This is a genomic window from Pseudomonas sp. NFACC41-3, from assembly GCF_900109505.1.
GTDB lineage: Bacteria > Pseudomonadota > Gammaproteobacteria > Pseudomonadales > Pseudomonadaceae > Aquipseudomonas > Aquipseudomonas chlororaphis.
Genome location: NZ_FOAE01000003.1, coordinates 1 through 26,992, shown reverse-complemented (window position 1 = coordinate 26,992; position 26,992 = coordinate 1). Strand labels below are relative to the sequence as shown.

At 62.0% G+C, this 26,992-nt stretch carries 26 protein-coding genes; 5 read left to right on the top strand and 21 right to left on the bottom strand.

The genetic code is table 11. The features are described 5' to 3' along the window. The first annotated feature begins 155 nt into the window (after positions 1-155). Together gltP and BMY68_RS14305 are read left to right on the top strand one after the other, a co-directional pair. On the top strand, positions 156-1,487 hold the full coding sequence (gene gltP, locus BMY68_RS14310) for a glutamate/aspartate:proton symporter GltP (RefSeq protein ID WP_085532561.1): 1,332 nt from the start codon (positions 156-158) through the stop codon (positions 1,485-1,487). Positions 1,488-1,586: 99 nt separating this feature from the next. Continuing rightward, positions 1,587-2,816, top strand: a complete 1,230-nt coding sequence (locus BMY68_RS14305) for a nucleoside recognition domain-containing protein (RefSeq protein WP_062824097.1) — start codon at positions 1,587-1,589, stop codon at positions 2,814-2,816. Between the two features lie 79 nt (positions 2,817-2,895). On the opposite strand, the gene BMY68_RS14300 is transcribed toward BMY68_RS14305, so the two are convergent. From BMY68_RS14300 to BMY68_RS14260, 9 genes are all read right to left on the bottom strand, one after another. Continuing rightward, complete coding sequence (locus tag BMY68_RS14300; RefSeq protein ID WP_062824096.1) at positions 2,896-3,528, bottom strand: ABC-type transport auxiliary lipoprotein family protein; 633 nt, start codon at positions 3,526-3,528, stop codon at positions 2,896-2,898. Then, positions 3,525-4,463, bottom strand: a complete 939-nt coding sequence (locus BMY68_RS14295; RefSeq protein WP_009041541.1) for an MlaD family protein — start codon at positions 4,461-4,463, stop codon at positions 3,525-3,527. The genes BMY68_RS14300 and BMY68_RS14295 overlap by 4 nt, the downstream gene beginning before the upstream one ends. A 1-nt stretch (position 4,464) precedes the next feature. Next, entirely contained in the window at positions 4,465-5,268 is an 804-nt protein-coding gene (locus BMY68_RS14290; protein WP_009041542.1) for an ABC transporter ATP-binding protein, read from the bottom strand. After that, positions 5,265-6,413 carry an ABC transporter permease gene (locus BMY68_RS14285; RefSeq protein ID WP_053263263.1) on the bottom strand — a complete coding sequence of 383 codons (1,149 nt, stop codon included), beginning with the start codon at positions 6,411-6,413 and terminating at the stop codon, positions 5,265-5,267. Before BMY68_RS14285 ends, BMY68_RS14290 begins: the two co-directional genes overlap by 4 nt. 69 nt (positions 6,414-6,482) lie before the next feature. Beyond that, a complete protein-coding gene (locus BMY68_RS14280) occupies positions 6,483-7,514 on the bottom strand; it encodes a DUF5924 family protein (protein WP_085532559.1) in 1,032 nt (343 codons plus the stop codon). A 61-nt stretch (positions 7,515-7,575) separates the two neighbouring features. Beyond that, the gene (locus tag BMY68_RS14275; RefSeq protein ID WP_085532557.1) at positions 7,576-8,958 is read right to left on the bottom strand and encodes a M16 family metallopeptidase; all 1,383 of its coding nucleotides are present in this window, start codon (positions 8,956-8,958) and stop codon (positions 7,576-7,578) included. Between the two features lie 56 nt (positions 8,959-9,014). Beyond that, positions 9,015-10,673, bottom strand: a complete 1,659-nt coding sequence (locus BMY68_RS14270) for a Na/Pi cotransporter family protein (RefSeq protein WP_009041545.1) — start codon at positions 10,671-10,673, stop codon at positions 9,015-9,017. A 215-nt stretch (positions 10,674-10,888) separates the two neighbouring features. Continuing rightward, positions 10,889-11,656, bottom strand: a complete 768-nt coding sequence (locus BMY68_RS14265) for a TerC family protein (protein ID WP_009041546.1) — start codon at positions 11,654-11,656, stop codon at positions 10,889-10,891. A gap of 88 nt (positions 11,657-11,744) precedes the next feature. Beyond that, positions 11,745-13,052: a CitMHS family transporter gene (locus BMY68_RS14260; RefSeq protein ID WP_007924260.1), complete on the bottom strand. Its 1,308-nt coding sequence runs from the start codon at positions 13,050-13,052 to the stop codon at positions 11,745-11,747. A gap of 343 nt (positions 13,053-13,395) precedes the next feature. Between BMY68_RS14260 and BMY68_RS14255 the strand changes: the two genes are divergently transcribed. Continuing rightward, the gene (locus BMY68_RS14255) at positions 13,396-13,797 is read left to right on the top strand and encodes a GFA family protein (RefSeq protein WP_085532555.1); all 402 of its coding nucleotides are present in this window, start codon (positions 13,396-13,398) and stop codon (positions 13,795-13,797) included. A gap of 56 nt (positions 13,798-13,853) precedes the next feature. Here the strand turns inward: BMY68_RS14255 and BMY68_RS14250 are convergent, their stop codons facing one another. From BMY68_RS14250 to BMY68_RS14200, 11 genes are all read right to left on the bottom strand, one after another. Then, on the bottom strand, positions 13,854-15,815 hold the full coding sequence (locus BMY68_RS14250; RefSeq protein ID WP_085532554.1) for a DUF7844 domain-containing protein: 1,962 nt from the start codon (positions 15,813-15,815) through the stop codon (positions 13,854-13,856). Next, positions 15,812-16,132: a DUF2388 domain-containing protein gene (locus BMY68_RS14245; RefSeq protein WP_009041550.1), complete on the bottom strand. Its 321-nt coding sequence runs from the start codon at positions 16,130-16,132 to the stop codon at positions 15,812-15,814. Before BMY68_RS14245 ends, BMY68_RS14250 begins: the two co-directional genes overlap by 4 nt. Positions 16,133-16,159: 27 nt before the next feature. Next, entirely contained in the window at positions 16,160-16,468 is a 309-nt protein-coding gene (locus BMY68_RS14240; RefSeq protein ID WP_085533165.1) for a DUF2388 domain-containing protein, read from the bottom strand. Positions 16,469-16,574: 106 nt separating this feature from the next. Continuing rightward, entirely contained in the window at positions 16,575-16,892 is a 318-nt protein-coding gene (locus tag BMY68_RS14235; protein ID WP_007924251.1) for a DUF2388 domain-containing protein, read from the bottom strand. 164 nt (positions 16,893-17,056) lie between these two features. Beyond that, the gene (locus BMY68_RS14230) at positions 17,057-17,266 is read right to left on the bottom strand and encodes a DUF1127 domain-containing protein (protein ID WP_007924249.1); all 210 of its coding nucleotides are present in this window, start codon (positions 17,264-17,266) and stop codon (positions 17,057-17,059) included. A 277-nt stretch (positions 17,267-17,543) separates the two neighbouring features. Next, positions 17,544-17,759, bottom strand: coding sequence for a DUF1127 domain-containing protein (locus BMY68_RS14225; protein ID WP_025131744.1), 216 nt, complete (start codon positions 17,757-17,759; stop codon positions 17,544-17,546). 319 nt (positions 17,760-18,078) lie between these two features. After that, complete coding sequence (locus tag BMY68_RS14220) at positions 18,079-19,572, bottom strand: acetyl-CoA hydrolase/transferase family protein (RefSeq protein ID WP_009041554.1); 1,494 nt, start codon at positions 19,570-19,572, stop codon at positions 18,079-18,081. Positions 19,573-19,752: 180 nt separating this feature from the next. Further along, entirely contained in the window at positions 19,753-21,189 is a 1,437-nt protein-coding gene (locus tag BMY68_RS14215; RefSeq protein WP_085532552.1) for an NAD(P)(+) transhydrogenase (Re/Si-specific) subunit beta, read from the bottom strand. After that, positions 21,189-21,512, bottom strand: a complete 324-nt coding sequence (locus BMY68_RS14210) for an NAD(P) transhydrogenase subunit alpha part 2 (RefSeq protein WP_003187010.1) — start codon at positions 21,510-21,512, stop codon at positions 21,189-21,191. Before BMY68_RS14210 ends, BMY68_RS14215 begins: the two co-directional genes overlap by 1 nt. A 15-nt stretch (positions 21,513-21,527) precedes the next feature. Further along, positions 21,528-22,649 (bottom strand): Re/Si-specific NAD(P)(+) transhydrogenase subunit alpha, encoded by a 1,122-nt coding sequence (locus tag BMY68_RS14205; protein WP_007924238.1) that lies wholly within the window; start codon positions 22,647-22,649, stop codon positions 21,528-21,530. Between the two features lie 451 nt (positions 22,650-23,100). After that, positions 23,101-24,000, bottom strand: a complete 900-nt coding sequence (locus BMY68_RS14200; RefSeq protein WP_085532550.1) for a LysR family transcriptional regulator — start codon at positions 23,998-24,000, stop codon at positions 23,101-23,103. A gap of 157 nt (positions 24,001-24,157) precedes the next feature. Here BMY68_RS14200 and BMY68_RS14195 point away from each other — a divergent pair, with 157 nt between their 5' ends. After that, positions 24,158-25,339, top strand: coding sequence for an acyl-CoA dehydrogenase (locus BMY68_RS14195; RefSeq protein WP_007924234.1), 1,182 nt, complete (start codon positions 24,158-24,160; stop codon positions 25,337-25,339). A gap of 13 nt (positions 25,340-25,352) precedes the next feature. Further along, on the top strand, positions 25,353-26,573 hold the full coding sequence (locus BMY68_RS14190; protein ID WP_085532548.1) for a CaiB/BaiF CoA transferase family protein: 1,221 nt from the start codon (positions 25,353-25,355) through the stop codon (positions 26,571-26,573). Positions 26,574-26,657: 84 nt separating this feature from the next. Here the strand turns inward: BMY68_RS14190 and BMY68_RS29985 are convergent. Further along, positions 26,658-26,992 (bottom strand): hypothetical protein (locus BMY68_RS29985; protein ID WP_204840076.1); only part of this gene is annotated, 335 nt, incomplete at its 5' end.

Here is a 26,992-nt window from a genome sequence, read left to right as displayed (position 1 = left end):
CTTGCGTCGGAATAGTTGCGCCTTTTTTCGCCTGCAGAGAGCCGTAAATGCTCGCTCGGGGTGACCTTATACGGGGGCCGATGCACAGACTTTTCCGCCATTGAGCGTTCCAGTTCGCGCATCAGCCCGAGTCCAACTGAAGTAAGGGTAATGATATGAAGAAGGCAAAACTAAGCCTCGCCTGGCAGATCCTCATCGGTCTGGTGCTGGGGATTGCAATTGGTGCGCTGCTCAACCATTTCAGTGCCGAAAAAGCCTGGTGGATCAGCAACGTCCTGCAACCTGCGGGCGATATCTTTATCCGCTTGATCAAGATGATCGTGATCCCGATCGTGATCTCCTCGCTGATCGTCGGTATCGCCGGCGTGGGCGACGCGAAGAAGCTCGGGCGTATCGGCCTGAAGACCATCATCTACTTCGAAATCGTCACCACCATCGCGATCCTGGTCGGCCTGGTGCTGGCCAACGTGTTCCACCCGGGCGCCGGTATCGACATGAGCACCCTGGGTACCGTGGATATTTCCAAGTACCAGGCGACCGCCGCCGAGGTACAGCATGAACACGCGTTCATCGAAACCATCCTCAACCTGATCCCATCGAACATCTTCGCGGCCATGGCCCGCGGTGAGATGCTGCCGATCATCTTCTTCTCGGTGCTGTTCGGTCTCGGTCTGTCGAGCCTGCAGGCCGACCTGCGCGAGCCGCTGGTGAAGATGTTCCAGGGCGTCTCGGAAAGCATGTTCAAAGTCACCCACATGATCATGAACTACGCCCCGATCGGCGTATTTGCCCTGATCGCGGTGACCGTGGCCAACTTCGGTTTCGCCTCCCTGCTGCCGCTGGCCAAGCTGGTGATCCTGGTTTATGTGGCCATCGTTTTCTTCGCCTTCGTGGTCCTGGGCCTGATCGCTCGCCTGTTCGGCTTCTCGGTGATCAAGCTGATGCGCATCTTCAAGGATGAGCTGGTGCTGGCCTACTCCACCGCCAGTTCGGAAACCGTGCTGCCGCGGGTGATCGAGAAGATGGAAGCCTACGGCGCGCCGAAAGCCATCTGCAGCTTCGTGGTACCGACCGGTTACTCGTTCAACCTCGACGGTTCGACCCTGTACCAGAGCATCGCGGCGATCTTCATCGCCCAGCTGTACGGCATCGACCTGTCGATCAGCCAGCAACTGCTGCTGGTCCTGACCCTGATGGTCACCTCCAAAGGCATCGCCGGCGTACCGGGCGTGTCCTTCGTGGTGCTGCTGGCGACCCTGGGCAGCGTGGGCATTCCGTTGGAAGGCCTGGCCTTCATCGCCGGTGTCGACCGCATCATGGACATGGCCCGTACCGCGCTGAACGTGATCGGCAACGCCCTGGCGGTCCTGGTCATCGCGCGTTGGGAAGGCATGTACGACGACGCCAAGGGCCAGCGCTACTGGAATTCCCTGCCGCACTGGCGCAGCAAGGAGCCGCTGCCGGCCGGTGAAGTCACCAAAGGCTGACAGTTGTAGCCGTGATCATCGACAAACCCCGGTCAATCCGGGGTTTGTCGTTTCTGTCTGCACCGCTATCATTCGCCGCATCTTCTGGGGGAATAACTGATGCTCAATGGCCTGTGGCTTGGCTTCTTCATCGTGGCGGCCGTTTCAGCGCTGGCGCAGTGGCTGGTCGGCGGTAACGCCGGGATCTTCGCGGCGATGGTGGAAAGTATCTTCGCCATGGCCAAGCTGTCGGTGGAAGTGATGGTGCTGCTGTTCGGCACCCTGACCCTGTGGCTGGGCTTTTTGCGGATCGCCGAAAAGGCCGGGATCGTCGACTGGCTGGCCAAGGCCCTGGGCCCGCTGTTCAGTCGCCTGATGCCGGAAGTGCCGCCCGGCCACCCGGCCATCGGCCTGATCACCCTGAACTTCGCGGCCAATGGCCTGGGGCTGGACAACGCCGCCACGCCGATCGGCCTCAAGGCCATGCGCGCCTTGCAGGACCTCAACCCCAGCGCGACCACGGCGAGCAACGCGCAGATCCTGTTCCTGGTGCTGAACGCCTCGTCCCTGACCCTGCTGCCGGTGACCATCTTCATGTACCGCGCCCAGCAAGGCGCCGCCGACCCGACCCTGGTGTTCCTGCCGATCCTGCTGGCCACCAGCGCCTCGACCCTGGTCGGCCTGCTGTCGGTCGCGGTGATGCAGCGCTTGCGCCTGTGGGACCCAGTGGTGCTGGCCTACCTGATTCCCGGCGCCCTGGCCCTGGGCGGCTTCATGGCCTTGCTCGCCACGCTGTCGGCCACCGCGTTGGCGTCGCTGTCGTCGATCCTGGGCAACCTGACGTTGTTCGGCCTGATCATGTTGTTCCTGGTGATTGGCGCGCTGCGCAAGGTCAAGGTCTACGAGGCCTTCGTCGAGGGCGCCAAGGAAGGTTTCGACGTCGCCAAGAACCTGCTGCCGTATCTGGTGGCCATGCTCTGCGCGGTGGGCGTGCTGCGCGCCTCCGGCGCCCTGGACTTCGGCCTGGACGGCATCCGCTATCTGGTGGAATGGGCTGGCTGGGACACACGCTTCGTCGATGCCCTGCCAACGGCCCTGGTCAAGCCCTTCTCCGGCAGCGCCGCGCGGGCCATGTTGATCGAAACCATGCAGACCCAGGGCGTGGACAGTTTCCCGGCGTTGGCCGCGGCGACGATCCAGGGCAGTACCGAGACCACTTTCTATGTGCTGGCGGTGTACTTCGGCTCGGTCGGTATCCAGCGGGCGCGCCATGCCGTCGGCTGCGCCCTGCTGGCCGAGCTGGCCGGCGTGGTGGCGGCGATTGCGGTGTGCTACTGGTTCTTCGGTTAAGGCTCGGAACGATTCGCGGGCAAGCCTCGCTCCTACCAGGACCATCCTGTAGGCGCGAGGCTTGCCCGCGATGAGGCCATCAGCGCCTGACCAGTTGACTGCCCTGCTTCACCGTCCACTCCACCACCTGCCGGTTCAAGGCATCCCCGGCCTGGCCAAACCCGGCGACCACCGCCGGCACCTTGGTATCGTTCAGCGGCTGGCGCACTTCGAAGCGCTGGCTGGCCAGGATCTTCTGGTCGTAGCCGCGCACCAGGCGCGCATCCAGGCGGATCACCACCGCCACCGCCTTGCCCTGGTATTCGCTCTGGAATGCCTGCAGGTTGCCGCCCAGTTCGAGATCGGTCTGCACATCGCTGTCGTCGGTGCCCAGCAACTGCACCCGGCCATCGGCGAGGAATCCGTCCAGCAGCCGATTGCGCAGCAGCACCGGCGCCGGATCGCTCCAGCGCGCGTCCTTGTAGCTGCTGATCACATCGCCTTGGGGGATCACAGCGATTCTCGCGCTGTTCAAGGCGTCGCTCGCCAGGGGTTTGGTCAGGCGCAGGGACCAGGGCTGCGCGTGGCCCTGAGGCCGGGCTGTGGCGCTCTGGGCCGTGGGCAGGCGATAGATATCCACCGGGTCGGCCTGGGGCAGGATCGAGCAGGCGCCGCTCAAGGCGAATCCGGCGGCCAGGGCCAGCCGGCCAAATGGGCGATAGGCACGCTTCATGGCGTGAACTCCTTGTTCTTGTCACTGCCCAGCAGGTAGCCGCTGGGGTTGGCTTCCAGGCGACGCGAAATGGCCCGCAGCGAGCTCAGGGTATCGCGCAGCTCACGCACGGCCGGCGCCAGGCCATTGAGGCCCTGGATGCCATTGTTCAGCGAGTCCTGGTTGTCGGTCAGCAGTTTGTTGATGGTGGCGCTGCTCTGTTCCAGCGATTGCATGGCCAGCCCGGCGCTGCCGAACATCTGCTTGCCCTGCTCGTTGAGCAGGCCGTTGGCGTTGCGCATCAGTGCGGTGGTCTGTTCCAGGGTGGCGCTGGCCTGCTTGCCGATGGACGCCAGTTGCTGCATGGCCAGGCGTACGTCGCCGCGCTGTTCGGCGATGGCTCCGGTGGTCTGCTCCAGGTGTTCGAGGGTGTTGCCGATGCGCTCGACGTTCTCTGGCGAGAACATGCTGTTGGCGTTGTGCAGCAGCAGGTTGACGCTGGTCATCAGGTCTTCGCTGTTGTTCAGCAGGCGGGCGATCGGCGATGGCGAAGCGACGATCACCGGCAGTTTGCCGTCCTTGCCCAGAAGCGACTGGCTTTGTGGAGTACCGCCACTGAGCTGGATGATCGAGGTCCCGGTGATGCCGGTCAGGGTCAGCTTGGCCTGGGTGTCTTCCTTGATCGGGGTTTCGCCACTCAGGCGGATCCGCGCCAGGACCCGGCGCGGGTCGTTCGGGTCCAGGCGCAGGCTGACCACATCGCCGACCTTGATCCCGCTGTACTGCACGGCGCTGCCTTTGGACAGGCCGCTGACGGCCTCGTTGAAGATGATCTCGTAGTCCTTGAACTCCGTGTCGACGCTGGACTTGGCCAGCCACAGGCCGAACAGCAGGGCGCCGACCACCACAATCACGGTGAACAGGCCGATCAGGACATGATGGGCTCGGGTTTCCATGTCATACCTCGTTGAGCTGTGTAGCGGCCTGATACGCCGCGCGGCCGCGAGGGCCATGGAAGTATTCGTGAATCCAGGCGTCGTCGGTCTCGGCGACCTGGTCGATGGCATCCGCCACCAGCACCTTTTTCTGTGCCAGCACCGCCACCCGGTCGGTGATGGTGTACAGCGTGTCCAGGTCATGGGTAACCAGGAACACGCTCAGGCCCAGGGCGTCACGCAGGGTCAGGATCAATTGGTCGAACGCCGCGGCACCGATCGGGTCGAGGCCGGCGGTGGGTTCGTCGAGAAACAGGATGTCCGGGTCCAGGGCCAGCGCCCGGGCCAGGGCGGCGCGCTTGATCATGCCGCCGGACAGCGAGGCCGGGTATTTGTCGGCCGCCGACAGCGGCAGCCCGGCCAGCGCCAGTTTCACCGCCGCCAGGTGCTCGGCGTCGGCGCGGCTCAGGCCGGCATGCTCGATCAGCGGCAGGGCGACGTTTTCGGTCACGGTCAGCGACGAAAACAGCGCGCCCTTCTGGAACAGCACGCCGAAGCGCCGTTCGATCAGCGAGCGCTCATGTTCCGCCAGGCTCGGCAGGTTCTGGCCGAAGACCCGTACCGAACCTGCGCTGGGCTGGCGCAGGCCGATGATGCTGCGCAGCAGCACCGACTTGCCGCTGCCCGAACCGCCGACCACCGCGAGGATCTCGCCCTTGTACAGGTCCAGGTCGAGGTTTTCGTGCACGCTCTGCGGGCCGAAGCGATTGCACAGGCCACGGACTTCGATCACCGCCTCGGCGGGCGGACGGGTTGAACGGTTCACCAGCCCATCTCCATGAAGAACAGCGCGGCGACGGCATCGAGGACGATCACCACGAAGATCGATTGCACCACGCTGGAGGTGGTGTGGGCGCCCACGGATTCGGCGCTGCCGCTGACCTTGAAGCCTTCCAGGCAGCCGATGGCGGCGATCAGGAAGGCGAAGATCGGCGCCTTGACCATGCCCACCAGGAAGTGCTGCACGCCGATGTCCGATTGCAGCAAGGCGAGGAACATCGCCGGCGAGATATCCAGCGACAGCGCACAGACCACCCCGCCACCGACAATCCCCGAGAGCATCGCCAGGAAGGTCAGCATCGGCAGCGCCACCAGCAGCGCCAGGACCCGGGGCAGCACCAGCAGCTCCATCGGGTCCAGGCCCAGGGTGCGGATGGCGTCGATTTCCTCGTTGGCCTTCATCGAGCCGATCTGCGCGGTGAAGGCGCTGGCGGTTCGCCCGGCCATGAGGATCGCGGTGAGCAGCACACCGAACTCACGCAGGAAGGAGAACGCCACCAGGTCCACGGTAAAGATGCTGGCGCCGAAACTCTGCAGCACCGTGGCGCCGAGGAAGGCCACCACGGCGCCCACCAGAAAGGTCAGCAAGGCGACGATGGGCGCGGCGTCGAGGCCGGTCTGCTCGATATGCGCGACCATCGGCGTGATGCGCCAGCGCTTGGGGCGCAGCAGGCCGCGGGCCAGGGTTTCGAGGATCAGGCCGACGAAACCCAGCAGCTTCAGGCTGTCCTGCCAGATGGCGTCGACCGCCTTGCCGATCCGGGTCAGCAACTGGATGCCGACCGATATTTCCGGCTCCTTGAGCGGCACGCAGAAGTCGGTCAGCGAGCAGTAGACGGTCTGCAGCAGCGCGCGGTCGGCCGAAGACAAGGTGCAATCGGGGTGTTCGGTGGACTGGCCGAGACGCTCGGAGCCCAGCAGCTCGACCAGCAGCGAGGCGCCCGCGGTATCCAGGGCGCCGAGGCCGTTGAGGTCGATGTGGGTGCTGGCGTCGTACTGTCCGGTGAGCTTTTCGCAGAGGTGCTTGAGCTCGGTGTAATGGACGAGCGTCCAGTCTCCCGCGACTCGCAACCGCGAGGGGGAACTCGACGTATCCAGTTGGGCACTGCCGGCCGTCGTGCTCTGAGTCATAAGCTCCGTGCTTGCATGGTTTTTACGCAGTGCTACGTAATACCACGATCGAGACGACTTTGCCTTGTACTAAGGTGCTGAGTCTTGCCCGTTGGTGCCGGTGATCTTGAAGCGCAGCACGCCGATCACCTGCCCGTCTTCGGTCAGCACCCGGACCTGCCAGCTGCCGGTCGGATCGCCGGGGAAGTTCTGCTTGTGCGACCAGGCGCGGTAGCCCTCCTTGCGCCCGCCGTGGATGTCCAGGGCCACCCGGTCGACCTCTTTACCGTTGAATTGCCAGACGTGATAAATGCGCTCGTCCAGCCCGCGCGGCGCATTGATCGCGGTGTAGGCATACAGCCCGGCGCTGCGCACGTCGTTGGCGCTGACCTCCTTGAGGCTGGCGCCGGGGGTGCGGTCCTGCAACTGGGTGCTGATGGCTTCCTCGGCGATCCACAAGGTCGCCGGCGGAACCCAGGAGCGCAGCAGCCAGCCAGTGCCGCCGATGGCCAGGGTCATGCCCAGCAGCATCAGCGCGCCGCGCAGGTTGCGGATCGGGAAGATCGACGCAAGGCTGGGGAACGACAACAGCATGGCGATGCCCAGGGCCAGCTTGAAGCTCTGCGCGGTGGTCAGGTGCAGGATGATCGGCAGCGCGGTCAGCAATGCGGCGAACAGCGTCAGGGTGTGCAGGGCGAGGAACAGCCAGCGGCGTGGGGCCAGCCATTTGTAGTACAGCGGGTCGATGATCGAGACCAGCGCCGAGGCGCCCAGCAGGCCAGTGAATACCAGCTGCCCGCTGTTCCAGGCAGTGGTGATGAAGAAGAACGGCAGGACGAAAAACAGGCTTTCCTGGTGAATCATCTGCGTTGCGTAACGCAGCAGCGGCTGGGGGATTTCCCGCTTGAAGATCCTGGTGAACAGCTGGGTCAGGCTGTTTTCCAGCATCAGCCAGATCCAGCTCACCAGCATGATCACGGCGATCCAGGTGGCCAGGCCCTGTTGGCGGTCCACCAGGATGAAACTGCCGACACCGGAAATGAAACCGCCGAGCGCAATGACCCCTGGGTAGCGCTTCATCAGTTCCAGGATGCGCTGCATGTAATGAGTCAGGTTTGGCATTCGGCGATCACACTAGAAAAAATCCCCGACAGAATAACGGTTTAGCATGACAAAAGACGCATCAGGCACGGATTCGTTTGCGATAAGCCCGCCAGCCGAACAGAGCAAAAACAATCAATAGCAGTGCGCCGATCAGCCCGCTCAAGACCGTATAGCTCAGCAGCGGTTTTTCGATCCGCAGGTAGCCGGGCTGTTCCAGCAGTTGGCGCACGGCCTGGTTGGCCTGCTTCAGGCTGACGGCTTGCAGGCGCTTGGCCGGGTCGCTGAAACGCCCGTCCGCGTAGTCGCTCAAGGCGCCCCAGTAGTAGTCCGCCAGGGCGCTATTGCCCTGTACCGCCCAGGCCTGGCGAGCAATGGCGGCCTGTTGCAGACGGGCGAAGGTGGTCGGCTCCAGGCCGTCCTTGAGCAGCTGCGCCTTGAGCTCGTCGATCGCTTGCCGGGCCTCGGGGACGTCCGCGCGCTCCAGGTCGGCATTCAGGCTGAGAAAGCCGACGCCGCCGAACACCTCGCGTTCGCTGTTCGGCCCGTAGGACAGCTCATGTTGCAGGCGCAGCTTCTGGTACAGCGCCCAGTCCAGGTAATCCTTGAGCAGATCGAAGGTTTCATCGTGCTGCCGGTCGAGGATCGGCTCGGGGAACAGCCAGTGCAGCTTGGCGCTGTCGCCGACCCAGCCGTGGATCAGGCTGCGCTCGGCGGCGGCCGTTTGTTGAATGTCCGGCAGGCCCTGGTGCTCGCTGGGCTCCACCGGTTCCAGCGCCCCGTAGCTGCGTTCCAGGTAGGCCGGCAGCAGGCGGTCAAGGTCGCCGACGACGATCAGGGTCATGTTGTTCGGCGCGTACCAGTTCTTGCGCAGCTGCTCCAGCTGTTCCAGGGTCAGTTGATCGACCTCGGCCCGTTCGGCGCACTTCAGGCCCAGCTCCACCGCCAACTGATTACTGGCGGTATGGCCCAGGTCCTGGCGGTCCAGCCAGCGTTGCAGGTGCGAGTAATGCCCGCCGTCCTCGCGCTCGACCACCCGTTTCGCCGTTTGCAATGCGTTGTCGTCGAGCTCGGTACGGGTCAAGAGGGCCAGCAGCAGGTCCAGCACCTTGCGCTGGTTTTTCGCCGGAGCCTCGATGACGAACGTGGTATCGGCATTGCTGGTGTAGGCGTTCCACTCGCCGCCCAGAGCTTGCATGCGTTCCTCCAGCCCGCCCTCACCGCTGGCGTCGATGCCGCTGAACAGCAGGTGTTCGAGCACATGCGGCAGTTCCTTGTCGGCGCAGCCGAAGTCGTCCAGCCCTACCCCGACCACCAGGCGAATCGCCACGTGGCCGCGCACGTTGCCCGGCTTGAGCAGCAACTGCAGGCCGTTGGGCAGCATGTAGCCTTCGACCTGGAAGCGATCCAGGGCAAACGAATGGGCTGATCCGAGCAGCAGACAGGCGAATAACAGGCAACGCATAACGGGCTTCCTTACGACGGGCGTAAGTTCAACAGACTTCGAGTAACTCTGGACGTTCAGGGTGAATGGGTGATGTCAGCCATATCGTCCACGGCGAGCGCGCCGGTTTCGGAGGAACCCAGCACCACGTAGGCGCTGCCGCAGAACAGCGAATTCAAGCGCTTCATATCGGCGATCAGCTCCAGGTGCAGCGAGCTGGTCTCGATGCTCTGGACGATTTTACGTTGCAGACGGCTGACATGGGCATGGGCCAGGCGACGTTCCTGAGCGCGAAAGCGGCGTTTTTCCCGCAGCAGCTGCCGGGCGCTTTCCGGATCGGCGCTGAGAAATACCGAAAGCCCCAGGCGCAGGTTGGCGATCAGCTGTTCATGCAGGCCGGCCAGTTCTTCCAGGCCGACTTCGGAAAAGGAGCGACGCTGCGCGGTCTTTTGCTGCTGGACCTTGCGCAGCATGCGTTCGATCAGGTCGCTGGCCAGTTTCAGGTTGATCGCCAGTTCGATGATCTCGGCCCAGCGCCGGCTGTCCTGTTCGCCCAGGTCTTCCCGGGGCATTTGCGCCAGGTAGAGTTTGATCGCGTTATAGAGCACTTCGACATCGTCGTTGAGGTTGCGCATTTCCTGGGTGATCGCGGTCTGCTTGCCGTGCAGCACATCGCGCACGGCTTCGAGCATGGTTTCGACCAGGTCGCCGATGCGCAGGGTTTCCCGTGCCGCGTTGGCCAGGGCCAGGCTGGGGGTGGCCAGGGCGGTCGGATCGAGGTGGCGAGGCTTGGCCCGGCCATTGGTTTCCGGGCGTTCCGGCAGCAACCAGGTGCAGACCTTGGCCATCGGCCCGACCGTCGGTAGCAGTACCAGGCAACGCAGGGTGTTGTAGAGCAGGTGGAAACCGATCACCACTTCTTGCGGGCTGAAATCCAGGCTGTCCATCCAGTGGGCGAGCGGGTCGAGCACCGGAATGATCAGCACCAGGCCGATCAACTTGTACAGCAGGCTGCCCAGCGCCACCTGGCGGCCGGCGGCGTTCTGCATGTTGGTGCTGAGAAAGGCCAGCACCCCGCTGCCGATGTTGGCGCCGATCACCAGGCCGATGGCCACCGGCAGGCTGATCACGCCGGCCCCGGCCAGGGTCGCGGTGAGCAGCACGGCGGCCAGGCTGGAGTAGGAAATCATGGCGAACAACGCGCCCATCAAGGCGTCGAGCAGGATGTCGCCGGTCAGCGAGGCGAACAGGACTTTCACGCCCTGGGCGTGGGTGATGGGCGCGGCGGCCTCGACGATCAGTTGCAGGGCCAGGATGATCAGCCCCAGGCCGATTCCTACCCGCCCGAGCTGGCCGGCGCGGGTCTGTTTGCGCGAGAGGAAGAAGATCACCCCGAGAAAGATCAGCAGCGGCGACAGCCAGGACAGGTCGAAGGTCAGTACCCGGGCCATCAGCGCGGTGCCGACGTCGGCGCCGAGCATGGTCGCCAGGGCGGGTGTCAGGGCCATCAGCCCCTGGCCGACGAACGAGGTGACCAGCATCGCCGTGGCGTTGCTGCTCTGGACCATGGCGGTGACCAGGATCCCGGCGATGAAAGCCAACGGACGCTTGGCCATGTTCTGGCCGATCAGGTGGCGCAGGTTCGAGCCATAGACCCGCAGGATGCCGGTGCGGACGATATGCGTGCCCCAGATCAGCAAGGCCACGGCGGACAGCAAATTGAGCAGGGTGAGCATAACGGCCCCCTGTGGTGAATAGCGCCCCAGAGGGGCAAGTTAACGGTGCCGCGCGTTGTTCTACGTTCTGTACTTAAGCTGTAGTTGGCTAACGGTCTGTGCGCCAGCATCGCATAGCTGATGCGGCGATTGAAACAAAACTGTCATGAAGAAAGCGGTTTTTCGCAGGCGTGAAAAAGGGGCTCGAAAGCCCCTTTTCCTGCTGCGCTCTCGGGTTATTGACCCGGGATGTCCTTGCGCAGTTTCACCGGGTCCTGCTGCTTTTTCTTTTTCGCGATAGCGGTGCGCATCTTGATGTTGATCGCCTCCACCGCCAGCGAGAAGGCCATGGCGAAGTAGACGTAGCCTTTTGGCACGTGCACTTCGAACGCCTCGGCGATCAGTACGGTACCGACCACCAGCAGGAACGACAGCGCCAGCATTTTCAGCGACGGGTGCTTGTCGATGAACTCGCTGATGGTGCCCGAAGCCAGCATCATCACCAGCACCGCGACGATGATCGCCGCGACCATGACCGGTACATGGGAGACCATGCCGACGGCGGTGATCACCGAGTCCAGGGAGAACACGATGTCGATGATCGCGATCTGGATGATGGTGTAGAGGAAGTTGCCGCCCTTGCCGCTTGGCTCTTCCGCGGTTTCGTCCTCGCCTTCCAGGGAGTGGTACATCTCCTGGGAGCTCTTCCAGAGCAGGAACAGGCCACCGAAGAACAGGATCAGGTCACGCCCGGAAATACCCTGGCCGAAGACCACGAACAGGTCGGCGGTCAGGCGCATGACCCAGGTGATCGACAGCAACAGGAGGATCCGCGTGATCATGGCCAGCGCCAGACCGAAGATCCGGGTCCGTGCCTGCATGTGCTTGGGCATGCGGCTGACCAGGATCGAGATCATGATGATGTTGTCGATACCCAGGACGATTTCCAGGGCGGTCAGGGTAAAGAAGGCAACCCAGATTTCCGGGTTGGTCAGCCATTCCATGTGTATTCCTTTGAGCGAGTGTTGTACCGCGCCAGTCGAGATTTCCGAGAACGAAGTCTAGCGGCCAGCGCGGTGAGTCAATTGCTTTTTATAGAGTGCTGAACAGCGGAAAAATCCCCATCAGCAAGGCGGCGAACATTATGCACAGGCAAACCAGCACTGCCCACTTGAGGGTGAAGCGCTGGTGATCGCCGAACTCGATACCGGCCAGGGCTACCAGCAGGTAGGTGGATGGTACCAGCGGGCTGAGCAAGTGGACGGGTTGGCCGACGATCGAGGCACGTGCCATTTCCACCGCGGTGATGCCGTAGTGACTGGCGGCCTCGGCGAGGACTGGCAACACACCGTAATAGAAGGCGTCGTTGGACATGAAGAAGGTGAACGGCATGCTCACCAGCGCGGTGATCACCGCCAGGTACGGGCCCAGTGCATCCGGAATCACCGCCAGCAGGCTCTTGGACATGGCATCGACCATGCCGGTACCGGACAGGATGCCGGTGAAGATGCCGGCGGCGAAGATCAGCCCGACCACCGCCAGTACGCTGCCGGCATGGGCCGCGACGCGGTCCTTCTGCTGTTGCAGGCACGGGTAGTTGACGATCATCGCGATACTGAAGGCCACCATGAACAGCACAGGCAGCGGCAACAGGCCGGCGATCAGTGCGCACATCAGGGCGAAGGTCAGGGCGCCGTTGAACCAGATCAGCTTTGGACGGCGGGCGTCCGGGAACTGCGAAACGCTGATTTCGCTGTGGTCGATCTCGTCACCCTGCAGGTGCAGTTCGCCCAGGCGCGCCCGTTCGCGCTTGCCGTACATGTAGGCGATCGCCAGGATTGCCACTACGCCGGCCAGCATCGCCGGGATCATCGGCACGAAGATATCCGACGGGTCGACATGCAGCGCACTGGCGGCACGGGCGGTCGGGCCACCCCAGGGAGTCATGTTCATCACACCGCCGGCCAGGATGATCAGGCCGGCCATGATCCGCGGGCTCATGCCGATGCGGCTGTACAGCGGCAGCATGGCCGCCACGCAGATCATGTAGGTGGTGGCGCCGTCGCCGTCCAGAGACACCACCAGCGCGAGCACAGCGGTACCGACCGAGACTTTGAGCGGGTCACCCTTGACCAGCTTGAGGATCTTGCGCACGGCCGGGTCGAACAGGCCGGAGTCGATCATCAAGGCGAAATACAGGATGGCGAACATCAGCATCACGCCGGTCGGTGCCAGCTTGGTGATGCCTTCGAGCATCATCGGGCCGATCTTCGGGGCGAAGCCGCCGAACAGCGCGAACAGGATAGGAACGATGATCAGGGCGATCAGCGCGGACAGGCGCTTGGTCATGATCAGGAACATGAAGGTGATGACCATGGCGAAGCCAAGGAAAGTCAGCATGGGAATACTCCAGGCGTAGCGCGGCTAGGGAATGGCAAACCGGATGGGGTCAGCGCAGAACGGGAAGCGCGGGACGGGCTGGAGGAAGCGGGACGAAAAGGCGGGTACGAACGGACATCAGAATCACCATTGTTGTTGTTAATTGGGCCTGGAGGCGCAAAAACGCCCATTGGCCAACCGGTCTGTTGCCGGCAGTGGAGGCGATCCTAATCGCGGAAGCTTTCAGCTACCTTTCGTTGTAGAAAGCAATGAGTGGATGCGTCGCGAGCCGACGTGCGGTCAAAAAACAACCAGATCGGCCCGTTGGCCGAGTTTTCCGGAGCAGTCGCTGGGAGGTCCTCGTATGAGCCTGTTGCACACCGGCGGTTGCCATTGCGGCCAGCTGCGTTATCAGTTCAGCGGGCCGCTGCGCGATATCGCCCATTGCCATTGTTCGATCTGCCGACGGGTCAGCGGCGGCCTGGTGACTACCTGGATCACCCTGCCCCGCCCGGCTTTCCAATGGCTGGCCGGGACGCCGGCCCGCTACGACTCTTCGCCCGGTTGTGCGCGGTATTTCTGCCCGAACTGCGGCGCGCATCTGGCGCTGATCACTCAACTGAGCCCGGACAGCATCGATGTGACCATCGCTACCCTGGACCATCCGGAGCTGGCGCCGGCCGAGCGGCATATCTGGACCGACAGCCGTTTGCCCTGGCTGCACCTGGATGAGCAGTTGCCGGGAGAGGCCGAGGAGACGTTGTAAGGTTGTGGGATCGCTTCGCGGGCCAGCGATGAAGGAGGCTGGCCCGCGATGCGGGATCAGGGCAGTTCCAGCCCGCCCGCCGCCTTGTGCAAGGCCCGCAGATGTTCGCCGAGCTGTTTCAGGTTGGCCTCGTTGGCGGCGATTTCGGCAGCGCGGCTCGGTTCCAGCAACGCACGCACTTCCTTGTCCAGATCGCCGGTCAGGGCCTGCAGCTGTTTCTGGCGCAGGCTGCTTTCCGCTTCCAGGCGTTGCCATTCGCTCGGCTGCGGCAAGCCATAACCGCTGCTACCGAGCAATTCGGCCGGGCGACTGAGGAAGCCACTGTTGGCGAGGATTTCCTGCAGGGTCTTGTTGGCCTTGTCCATGCCGCCGTTCTGCAGCTCGCGAGCCCCCAGATAACGCTGCTTGACCTCATCCTGGGCCAGCAGCAGCTGGCGCCGGAAGCTCGCCTGTTCGAGCAGCAGCAAGGCGGCGCTGGTGCGCAGGTCCGCCTGGTCGAACCACTGGCGACGATGCGCGGCGCTCAGGGACAGCCAGTCTTCGACGCTGCTCTGTTTGATCGGCAGGTGTTTTTTCAACACCTCGAACATCGCCTGGTAGCGGTCGCGGAAGGAGTCGAAGCGATACCCCAGGCGCAAGGCTTCGCGAGGATCGTCCAGTACGCTGGTGTCGGCCAGGCCGCGGCCCTTGAGCACTTCCAGCAGGCCGTTGGGCATGATGCTGTCGAGCCCGGTGAGCTGGGCATTGTTGCTGCCGCTGCGCAGCAGCTTCAGGCTTTCCACGGCGCAGTTGTTGGACAGGAAGTAATAGTTGCCGTCGTAGCTCCAGTGCATCTCGGCGGCACGCTCGACCACTTCTTCGATCTCGTTGCGCGACAGGTTCAGCGGCACCGAAGCCAGGCTGCGCAGCTCGGTCTTGGTGTATTCGTCGATGACCTGGGCCAATGGCAGGATAAACAGGCGGGACGGGTATTTGCCGACCAGGCCGTCCCAGCTCGACAACTGCACGTCACCGACAAAGGCGCGGTAGGACAGCACCAGGTGCTGCTCGAGGTCCAGCCGGCAATCCGGCCCACGTGGCCGGCCAGGTGCGCAGATCACCAGGCGCAACATGCTGTGCCCCCAGCGGCTGACCCAGTTCTGGTTGGCTTCGGCCAGCAGGTAATCCACGGCATAGACCCGCTCCGGGTCGACCTTGCCCAGCGGCTGCTTGGCGAAGTCGTTGCCGGCGTTGAGGAAGGCGAAGGACTGGGCGCAGGTGTCCTTGGCCTTCGGCGCCCAGCCGAAGTGTTCCTGGTAATAACGGTACAGCGCCGGTCGGCGGCAGGCGTAGCTCGGGTCCAGGAGGAAGTACTCCATGTTCACCGCGACGAACTCTTTGGGGGTGGTCGTTTCGTAGATATCCGGGCTGCGGGCGACCTGGCGGTTGTACTGCTCGCGTTCGCCGCGGCGGCCGACGTATTGCGGCCAGCCGGCGAGGTCGAGCAGGCGCGGGTCGTCGCTGAGGGTGAAGCGGCGCGCGGTCTGGCCACGGCACTGGTCCGGCAGCCCGATCAGGCCCGAGGCGCTGTTCTGGCGGCTGCAACGCTGGATCAGCGTGCGTTCGGCACCCGACCACAGGCGCGAACGGTCATAAATATGGGTGAGTTCATGCAGCACGGTGGCGAGCATTTCCCGGCGCACGGTGCCATGAGGTCGATGGGTTTTCTGCGTGGCCGCGCTGCCGTCGGTGAGGCTGGCCAGCAGTTTGCGATTCAGGTCGAGTTCGTCGACCAGCGATGCCTGGCCGTAGGCGTTGTGAGGCATGTCGTCGGTCCAGCCGACATCGATGCGACGGTCCAGTTGTTCGATGAAGCGCGGCGGCAGCGCTTGCATCGCTTCATCCAGCAGAGCCTGGCTGGCGTGCTGCTGCTCCGGGCTCAAGCCTTCGGTCTTGAGCCGCAGTTGCAGGCCGGCCTGAGCGCTGTTGCCCAGGAGTAACAGCGCTGCGCCCAGCAGCCAGGCGGCGAGCGGCCTCACAGTGCGAGGATGGCTTCGGCGAGCACCTGATCACTGGCGTCGCGGGCTTGCGGCACACGGTTACGCAAGGTATCGAAGGCGGCTTCCAGTTGGGCGCCACGAATATCGCCGTCGCTGGCGACGAAGCTGGCGGCGTCGTCATGGGCGGCGCGTACGATTTTCGAGTCGCGTATGGAGGTGGTGGTGTCCGAGGTGAAATCGATGGTACGACCAAAGGCTCGAACGATGATGTTACTGGTGGCTACCAGGGTTTGCGCCTGGGCCACATCAGCCAACAGCAACAGGCCAAGGGTGGCAGCAATCAGCGGGCTACGCATGGAACGACTCCGGGATGACAGGGATAGTTATTGGACGAGAATTGCCTGCGCCAGTTCAAGGTCGCCGACATGAAGTTGTGGCTGGGTTTTACGCAGGTATTTCAGGGCTGATTCCAGCCGGGCTCCGCGCAGGTGGCCGTCAGTGGCAATGAACGCCGCGGCATCATCCTGGGCAGCCAGTACGCGTTTGTTGTCGAAAGGCGCGGAGGTCACCTTGCTGGTGGCGTAGCCAGTGATGACCAGGCCTTGTGTGCTCAAGTCGAAAGCAGCGACCGAGCCTGTCCAGCAAACGGCAATCAACGAAGGGACGGTAAGCAGGGATCTGAAAAAAAGCATGAGTCTCGACAGCTGAAAAACCAGCGGCAAGGCTAGCGCAATGCCCGGGCGAGAGCCAGCGCCCAGGGTTTCGGGTGCGTTGGGCGCACCCGTCACCAGACCGGCGTCAGATCGTCAGGATGGCCTGAGCGAGCTGGGCGTCAGTAGCACTCAGTTGTGGCAACTGCTGGCGGATGTGGTCAAACGCGCTTTCCAGCTTCACACCGCGAATGGCGCCTTCGGTAGCGACAAAACTGGCGGCGTCGTCACGAGCGGCGCGCACGATTTTGTTGTCACGGAACGAGGATGTGACGTCGGAGGTCGCATCGGAAGTGGCCTTGAGTGCGCCGACTACCGCATCGGTGGTAACGATAAAGCTGGAGGCGTGGGCGTTGGAGGCCAAGGCCAGCAAGGCAGCAGCGCTGAGCAGGCGAAGACGGGACATAGGTAAAACTCCTTGATAACAGATAGGGTGGTGCTGAGTGGGCACCGGGTAGTCACTGTGGGGCAGGTGAATCAGACGCCCCTTCAGGAAAATCGCTACACGCTACCGGATATTAGGCCCACCCCATCTGTTCGAATAGCCCTCTTCTGCTGTCCTGATGCGAACTAGCGCCAGAAGGGTTTGTCCAGTTCGGCCATGCGGTCGCTGTGACTGATGCCTACATCGGACAATTGCTGATCGTTGAGCCCTGCCAGCACGCGGCGTGTTCGGGCGTTCTGCTGCATCTGGCACAAGGCGCGGTACAGGCGTTTCCACACGCTTATCTGAGGATGGGAAAAGCTGAGAGGTGCGATACGTCCTGGTATGTGGTTCATGGTGCGGTCCTTTCGGCAGGCCGAAGTCAGGGACTTGGGACACCATGTTGCTATTCATCCAGGCACGCATACAGATACACCGGTATGAAATTGTACTGGTTCAGTTTTGTTTATATTTAAACTGTATCTGTCGAGCCATACCCTTTCTGTACCGGCGGCTTCCGGCATTGCCAGGCCTTAAACGACAAAACCCGTCGCGGTTGCCCGCGACGGGTTTTGTTTTTTCAATTCGGGGTGCTGGCGGTGGACCCGGTGGGTCAGAGCCAGCGACGCTAACTTAGCGCCAGAACGGCTTGCTCAGCTCTTCGTAGCGTTGAGCTTCGCTGATACCTGCGTCAGCCAGCAGACGCGAATCCAGGCGAGCCAGTTGGTGGCGGCTGGAGATGCGGCGCTGCCACAGCATCAGGTTGGCGAGAACGCGCAGAGGCATGGAAGCCTGGGTTTTTACAGCTTTGTCTTCGAAGAACAGTTCGGAACTGAGTGTACGTTCCATGGTGTGCATCCTTCCGCTTGTGGCGGGATTAGGTAGTGGTTTAACTGGTGCCCATGATCCTCCTCTCGCGCCAGTCTCTGTAGATACAGTTCACCTGTATTGTGAGGGACCAGTTAACTGTTTATAGGTGCTGTACTGTTCGGAAATGATGCAACTGTACCTGTCGGCACCATTTTGGTGCGTCTCAAGGGGTTTTCTTGAAAAAGATAGGATTTTGAGGGGGTAAAATACCGGTACAGCAGTACAGTTTTTGACGGGTGTTTAAGGATTGTCGATGGGCTGACACAACTGGACTTGCGTCAGCCATCGACTGTACCCATCACACAGCGAGCATGCGCCCGGTTTCTTCCAGGTTCATGTGCCAGCGCAGGGCATCGCGCAGGACGTGTGGCGTGTGACCGCCCAGGGCGCAGGCGGCGGTGAAGTAGTCATTCAGCGCCTGGCGATAGTCCGGATGTACACAGTTGTCGATGATTACCCGTGCCCGCTCCCGTGGCGCCAGGCCACGCAAGTCGGCCAGGCCGATCTCGGTCACCAGGATGTCGACGTCGTGCTCGGTGTGGTCGACGTGGCTGACCATCGGCACCACGCTGGAAATCGCCCCGCCTTTGGCGATGGACTTGGTGACGAAGATCGCCAGGTGCGCGTTGCGCGCGAAGTCTCCCGAACCACCGATGCCGTTCATCATCCGCGTGCCGCAGACGTGGGTGGAGTTGACGTTGCCGTAGATGTCGAACTCCAGGGCGGTGTTGATGCCGATGATGCCCAGGCGACGCACCACTTCCGGGTGGTTGGAGATCTCCTGCGGGCGCAGTACCAGCTTGTCCTTGTAACGTTCCAGGTTGCCGAACACATCGGCGTTGCGGCGACTCGACAGGGTGATCGAACTGCCTGAGGCGAAGCTCAGCTTGCCGGCGTCGATCAGGTCGAAAGTCGAGTCCTGCAGCACTTCGGAGTACATAGTCAGGTCTTCGAACGGCGATTCGATCAGGCCGCACATCACCGCGTTGGCAATGTTGCCGATGCCTGCCTGCAGCGGGCCGAGCTTGTTGCTCATGCGGCCAGCGTCCACTTCCTGCTTGAAGAAGTTGATCAGATGATTGGCGATGCCCTGGGTTTCGCTGTCAGGGGTCGAGACGGTGGATGGCGAGTCCGCCTGGTTGGTGATGACGATCGCGACGATCTTCTCCGCCGGGATCGGGATGGCGGTGCTGCCGATCCGGTCGTCGACCTTCACCAGCGGGATAGGCGTGCGGGTCGGCCGGTAGGTCGGGATATAGATGTCGTGCAGGCCTTCCAGGTTCGGGTTGTGCGCCAGGTTGATCTCGACGATCACGTGCTTGGCGAAGATTGCGAAACTGGCGGAGTTGCCCACCGAGGTGGTCGGCACGATATGGCCCTGCTCGGTGATCGCCACGGCTTCGATGACGGCGATGTCCGGCAGCTTGAGCTGCTGGTTGCGCAGCTGCTCCACGGTTTCCGACAGGTGCTGGTCGATGAACATCACCTCGCCGGCATTGATCGCCTTGCGCAGGGTGCTGTCGACCTGGAACGGCATGCGTCGGGCCAGGACACCGGCCTCGGTGAGTTGCTTGTCGAGGTCATTGCCCAGGCTGGCGCCGGTCATCAGGCTGATTTTCAGTGGGGTTACCTTGGCGCGCTCGGCCAATGCATGGGGCACGGCCTTGGCTTCGCCGGCGCGGGTGAAACCGCTCATGCCGACGGTCATGCCGTCCTGAATCAGAGCGGCGGCGTCGGCGGCGCTCATCACCTTATCCAACAACGAAGGCAAGCGGATACGATCACGGTACATGGATTGTTATCTCGGGCAGCGGAAGCAAGATGCGCAGTCTAGTGATTTCAAAAAAATTCGTCCCGCTACCAAGGTCGAATGAAAGGCCGCGATTTAGAGCCTTTTGTCGGGTTTGTGCGGGAAATAAAAAACCCCAGCCTACTAAAGGCTGAGGTCTTGGGTGTTGCGCTGGAGCAGGTTTTACTCGACGGCTTTGACCATGTCTTCGATGACTTTCTTGGCGTCGCCGAACACCATCATGGTCTTGTCCAGGTAGAACAGTTCGTTGTCCAGGCCGGCATAGCCGCTGGCCATCGAACGCTTGTTGACGATGATGGTCTTGGCCTTGAACGCCTCAAGAATCGGCATGCCGGCGATCGGCGATTTCGGATCGTTCTTCGCCGCCGGGTTGACCACGTCGTTGGCGCCGAGCACCAGCACCACGTCGGCCTGGCCGAACTCGGAGTTGATGTCTTCCATCTCGAACACCTGGTCGTACGGCACTTCGGCCTCAGCCAGCAGCACGTTCATGTGGCCGGGCATGCGCCCCGCTACCGGGTGGATCGCGTACTTCACGGTCACGCCGCGGTGAGTCAGCTTCTCGGTCAGCTCTTTCAGCGCGTGCTGTGCCCGGGCGACCGCCAGGCCGTAACCCGGAACAATGATCACGGTGTCGGCGTTGGTCAGCAGGAAGGTCGCGTCGTCGGCCGAGCCGGACTTCACCGGACGGGCCTCTTGCGCGCCTGCCGGGCCGCCGGCGTCGGCAGTGTTGCCGAAGCCGCCAAGCAGTACGTTGAAGAACGAACGGTTCATCGCCTTGCACATGATGTACGACAGGATCGCACCGGACGAACCCACCAGGGAGCCGGCGATGATCAGCATCGAGTTGTTCAGCGAGAAGCCGATCCCCGCCGCCGCCCAGCCCGAGTAGCTGTTGAGCATCGACACCACCACCGGCATGTCGGCGCCGCCGATCGGGATGATGATCAGCACGCCCAGCACGAAGGCCAGGACCAGCATCAGGGCGAAGGCGCCGAGGTTGCCGGTGAGCATGAAGGTCACGCCCAGGCCCAGGGTCGCCAGGCCGAGAATCAGGTTCAGCTTGTGTTGGCCGCCGAACTGTACCGGTGCGCCCTGGAACAGGCGGAACTTGTACTTGCCCGACAGCTTGCCGAAGGCGATCACCGAACCGGAGAAGGTAATGGCACCGATGGCCGCGCCGAGGAACAGTTCCAGGCGGTTACCGGCCGGAATCGCATCACCCAGCTGCTTGACGATGCCCAGGGACTGCGGCTCCACCACGGCGGCAATGGCAATGAACACCGCGGCCAGACCGATCATGCTGTGCATGAAGGCCACCAGCTCCGGCATCTTGGTCATTTCCACGCGCTTGGCCATGATCGAACCGGCGGTGCCACCGATCAGCAGGCCGACGATCACGTAGCCGATGCCAACGGTCGCCAGCTCCGCGCCGAGCTTGAACACCAGGCCGACGGTGGTGACGATCGCCAGGGCCATGCCGAGCATGCCGAACAGGTTGCCGCGACGCGAGGAGGTTGGGTGCGACAGGCCTTTGAGGGCCTGGATAAAGCAGATCGACGCGATCAGGTAGAGCGTCGTTACCAGATTCATGCTCATTACTTGGGCGCCTCTTCTTTTACGGCTTTCGGGGCTTTTTTCTTGAACATCTCAAGCATGCGGCGGGTTACCAGGAAGCCGCCGAACACGTTGACCGCGGCCAGGGCCACGGCCAGCGTGCCCATGGTCTTGCCCAGCGGCGTCACGGTCAGGGCGGCGGCCAGCATGGCGCCGACGATCACGATCGCCGAAATGGCGTTGGTTACGGCCATCAGCGGCGTGTGCAGTGCGGGTGTAACGTTCCAGACCACGTGATAACCGACATAAATCGCCAGCACGAAGATGATCAGGTTGTAGATACCGGGGGAGATAAGCTCTTCCATCGTCTGAATCCCTGCTTAGGCGTTTTTACGGATGACTTGGCCGTCGCGGCACATCAGGCACGCGGCGACGATGTCGTCTTCTAGGTTGACCTCGAACTGACCTTCTTTGGTGAAGACGAGCTTCAGGAAGTCCAGCAGGTTGCGGGCGTACAGCGCCGAGGCGTCGGCAGCGACAGCGCCGGCCAGGTTGGTCGGGCCGACGATGGTCACGCCATTCTCGACGACTACCTGATCCGCCACGGTCAGCGGGCAGTTGCCGCCCTGGGCCGCGGCGAGGTCGACGACCACCGATCCCGGCTTCATCTGGGCCACGGTTTCGGCGCTCAGCAGTACTGGCGCCTTGCGGCCTGGAATCAGGGCGGTGGTGATCACGATGTCCGCCTGCTTGGCGCGTTCGTGCACGGCCTGGGCCTGGCGTTGCATCCAGCTGGCAGGCATCGGACGTGCGTAGCCACCGACACCGACGGCGCATTCACGCTCCTCATCGGTCTCGTAAGGCACGTCGACGAACTTGGCCCCCAGGGATTCGATCTGTTCCTTGACCGCCGGACGCACGTCCGAGGCCTCGATCACGGCGCCCAGGCGCTTGGCGGTGGCGATGGCCTGCAGGCCGGCAACACCGGCACCGAGAATCAGCACGCGAGCGGCTTTCACGGTGCCCGCGGCGGTCATCAGCATCGGCATGAAGCGCGGGTAATAGTGGGCAGCCAGCAGCACCGCTTTGTAACCGGCGATGTTGGCTTGCGAGGACAGCACATCCAGGCTCTGAGCCCGCGAGGTACGCGGCGCTGCTTCCAGGGCGAAGGCGGTGATGCCGCGCTCGGCCATCTTGGCAATGGTTTCATTGCTGAACGGATTGAGCATGCCCACCAGGACGGTGCCGCTCTTGATCAGGGCCAGTTCGCTGTCGCTGGGAGCCACGACCTTGAGAATCAGCTCCGCGCCGAATGCATCGTTGGCGCTGCCAATGGTTGCACCTGCCGCTTCATAGGCACTGTCGACAACACTGGCGTTGATGCCGGCGCCGCTCTGCACAGTGACTTTATGACCCTGGCCGATCAGTTTCTTGATGGTTTCCGGGGTTGCAGCAACCCGTGTTTCACCCGTTTGGGTCTCGAGAGGAACACCAATGTGCACGTCAAATCTCCTGCGTGATCTTATTGCTTTCGATCTTTTTTAGAAGGCCAGCGCACTACGGATGGTGCAGCTGGGGCGGCCGATCAGCACGATCCCGCCAGAATCAAGGCGGGGCGCGGCATTTTGCAGGCGAACATTACGCCCTTCAAGGGATTATGAGGGGTGACGGAAAATTAACTACAAGTCACCCTGTGACCGAATGTCGCAAGGGTCTGGCTCAATCCCTTGTAAGCCGTGACCTGTAAGGATTTAGACGGAAAATAAAACAATTTTCATATTGCTCGTGTGAATGAGCGTTTATGACTCTCAAAAAGCCCTACAAGCCACGTGGTTAGGCACTTATAGGACGGTTGTTCCGCTTATCGATACAGTCTGCCTAAATGCGACATTTAGTTATATCTGTAGTGTTTGATTTTTCCTGACTACCAAGTTAGTTTGCTGCCCTGCCCCGCTATTTCTCAAGGCTGTAGCTTTGTGCCTGCTCCACCAGCCAATCGCGAAAAGCCCGTAAAGACGCTGATTCCACCTTGCGCTCGGGAATCATCAGGTAATACGCCTTGATGCTCGCCAGGGCTTCGGGATTGGCGATCACCAGGCGCTTTTCCCTCAGCTCCCGTTGAATAAGGAATGGCGGGATCAGGGCGATGCCCATGTCGTGCATGGCGGCCTGCGCCAGCATGGAGAATAGTTCGTAACGCGGGCCTGTCATGTCTCGCGGGATATTCAGGTGCTGTGAGTTGAACCATTGCCGCCAGGCATAGGGGCGCGTGGTCTGTTGCAGCAGCGGCAACTCGGCGATTTCTTCGGCGCTTAGCCGGGTGCGGTTGCCCAGGGTTGCGGGGCTGCATACCGGCATCGGGTTTTCTCCCATCAGGCGATGGGATTGGGTGCCCGACCAGTCGGCATCGCCAAAGTAAATCGCGGCGTCGAAGTCGGTATCGGCGAACAGGAAAGGCCGGGTGCGGTTGGTCAGGTTGACCGTGACTTCCGGGTGTCGCTGCTGAAAATCCTTGAGTCGGGGCAGCAGCCATTGGGTGCCAAAGGTCGGGACCACCGCCAGCTCGATGACGTTGGTGCCCTGCTGGCCCATGACGGAAAGGGTGTCGCGCTCCACCGCGTCCAGTTGAGTTGCCACGCGGCGGCTGTAGGAGAGCCCGGCTTCGGTCAGCTTGACGCCGCGTCGGGACCGGCGGAACAGCTCGACCCCGAGAAACTCTTCCAGGCTGGCGATCTGTCGGCAAATTGCACCTTGTGTCAGCGAAAGCTCCTGCGCCGCCTTGGTAAAGCTCTCGTGACGTGCGGCGGCTTCGAAGCTGATGAGGGCGGAAGTGCTGGGGATCTTTCTGCGCATGTACGGCAATCTCACTAATGGAATCGCTAAAAGCCGCTTGCGGCTGTTACGGAGTGAGAAATTAGCACAACAGTATGCGAAATCCTCGTTTGCTGCGCCCGCAAAGCCGGCCTAGGATCAGTCCACGAACGTTGACCTACTTCACGAGGACTCACTCATGGGCGGTAAAGCAAGCTTCAACTGGATCGATCCCCTTCTGCTGGATCAACAGCTCACTGAAGAGGAGCGCATGGTGCGCGACAGTGCCGAGCAATTCGCTCAAGGCAAGCTGGCGCCGCGTGTGCTCGAAGCTTTCCGTCATGAAAAGACCGACCCGGCGATCTTCCGCGAAATGGGCGAAGTTGGCCTGCTGGGTGCCACCATCCCCGAGCAGTATGGTGGCAGCGGTCTGAACTATGTCTGCTACGGCTTGATTGCCCGCGAAGTGGAGCGTGTGGATTCCGGCTACCGCTCGATGATGAGCGTGCAGTCCTCCCTGGTGATGGTGCCGATCAACGAATTTGGTACCGAAGCCCAGAAGCAGAAGTATTTGCCGAAGCTGGCCTCTGGCGAGTGGATCGGCTGCTTTGGTCTGACCGAGCCTAACCATGGCTCCGACCCGGGCGCGATGATTTCCCGTGCTCGTAAGGTCGACGGTGGTTACAGCCTGACTGGCAGCAAGATGTGGATCACCAACAGCCCGATTGCTGACGTGTTCGTGGTCTGGGCCAAGGACGATGCTGGGGATATCCGCGGCTTCGTACTGGAGAAAGGTTGGAAAGGTCTGAGTGCTCCAGCGATTCACGGTAAGGTCGGCCTGCGCGCTTCCATCACCGGCGAAATCGTCATGGACAACGTCTTTGTGCCGGAAGAGAACATCTTTCCCGATGTACGTGGCCTGAAAGGTCCGTTCACCTGCCTGAACTCTGCCCGCTACGGTATTTCCTGGGGCGCCCTGGGTGCAGCTGAGTTCTGCTGGCACACCGCTCGCCAATACACCCTGGACCGTCAGCAGTTCGGTCGCCCGCTGGCGGCTACCCAACTGATCCAGAAAAAACTGGCGGACATGCAGACCGAGATCACCCTCGCCCTTCAAGGCTGCCTGCGTCTGGGCCGGATGAAGGATGAAGGTACGGCGGCGGTGGAAATCACCTCGATCATGAAGCGCAACTCCTGCGGCAAGTCGCTGGACATCGCTCGCATGGCCCGCGACATGCTGGGCGGTAACGGCATCTCCGACGAGTTCGGCATCGCCCGTCACCTGGTCAACCTGGAAGTGGTGAACACCTACGAAGGGACCCATGACGTTCATGCGCTGATCCTGGGGCGCGCGCAGACCGGCATCCAGGCGTTCTACTGATAGGAGAACGACCATGGGCGCGTTATCTCATTTGCGGGTGCTGGACTTGTCGCGAGTGCTGGCCGGGCCTTGGGCCGGTCAGATCCTGGCGGACCTGGGGGCCGAGGTGATCAAGGTCGAGCGTCCGGGTAACGGTGACGATACGCGCGCCTGGGGGCCGCCTTTCCTCAAGGACGCCTATGGCGAGAACACTACGGAGGCTGCCTATTACCTGTCGGCCAACCGCAACAAGCAATCGGTGACTATCGACTTCACTCGGCCGGAAGGTCAGCGCCTGGTGCGCGAGTTGGCGGCCAAGTCCGACATTCTGATCGAGAACTTCAAGGTTGGCGGTCTGGCGGCCTATGGGTTGGACTATCAGTCGCTGAAGGCGCTCAACCCTAACCTGATCTATTGCTCCATTACCGGCTTCGGCCAGACCGGGCCTTATGCCAAGCGTGCCGGCTACGACTTCATGATTCAGGGGCTGGGAGGGCTGATGAGCCTGACCGGGCGTCCCGAGGGTGATGAGGGCGCCGGGCCGGTGAAAGTCGGCGTGGCATTGACGGATATCCTGACGGGGTTGTACTCGACTGTGGCGATTCTTGCCGCATTGGCGCACCGGCAGCATGACGGTGGTGGGCAGCACATTGATATGGCGTTGCTGGATGTACAGGTTGCGTGCCTGGCCAACCAGGCGATGAACTATCTGACCACCGGAGTCGCTCCCAAGCGCCTGGGTAATGCTCACCCGAATATCGTGCCTTATCAGGACTTTCCCACGGCGGATGGCGATTTCATCCTTACCGTGGGGAATGACGGGCAGTTCCGCAAGTTTGCCGAGGTGGCGGGCCAGCCGCAGTGGGCGGACGATCCGCGCTTTGCGACTAATAAGCTGCGGGTTGCCAATCGGGCGGTGTTGATTCCATTGATCCGTCAGGCCACGGTGTTCAAGACCACCGCTGAGTGGGTTGCCCAGTTGGAGCAGGCGGGGGTGCCTTGCGGCCCTATCAACGACCTGGCGCAGATGTTCGAGGACCCGCAGGTCAAAGCGCGCGGGTTGGCGATCGAGCTACCTCATGTGTTGGCTGGGTTGGTGCCTCAGGTGGCGAGTCCGATCCGTCTCTCCGAAACTCCGGTCGAGTACCGTTATGCGCCTCCTCTATTAGGAGAGCATACCGCCCAGGTTCTGCAGCGAGTGCTGGGGCTTGAGCTTGAGTCCGTGGATGCCTTGCGAGCCTCGGGCGTGGTGTGAATGCGCTCTTCTATATAGAGAGCATCTGATCGCTTCTATATAAGAGGCCTGAAAACACCCCTTTTGGGGTGTTTTCAGGTTTATTCATAGTAAAAGCAAATTAGGGGTTGACGGCAGATTCTGGAAGTCTATAATTCGCCCCACTTCCGGCGCAGTCGAAACGGAAAACTCCTTGAGATTCAATGAGTTACACGGTTTTCGACAGCGGTCACGCTTCAGTTCATCGAAGCCCGAAGGAGTTGGTTCGGCAGTCTGTTTTCGCCGGGTTAACGGTTTGATCTTCTCGGTCGAAAGCGGAGAAAAAGAGGTGTTGACAGCAGCGTGTAACGCTGTAGAATTCGCCTCCCGCTGACGAGAGATCGGAAGCGCAAGTGGTTGAAGTTGCAAAGGAAACTTTGAAAGCTTCTTAAAATAACCGC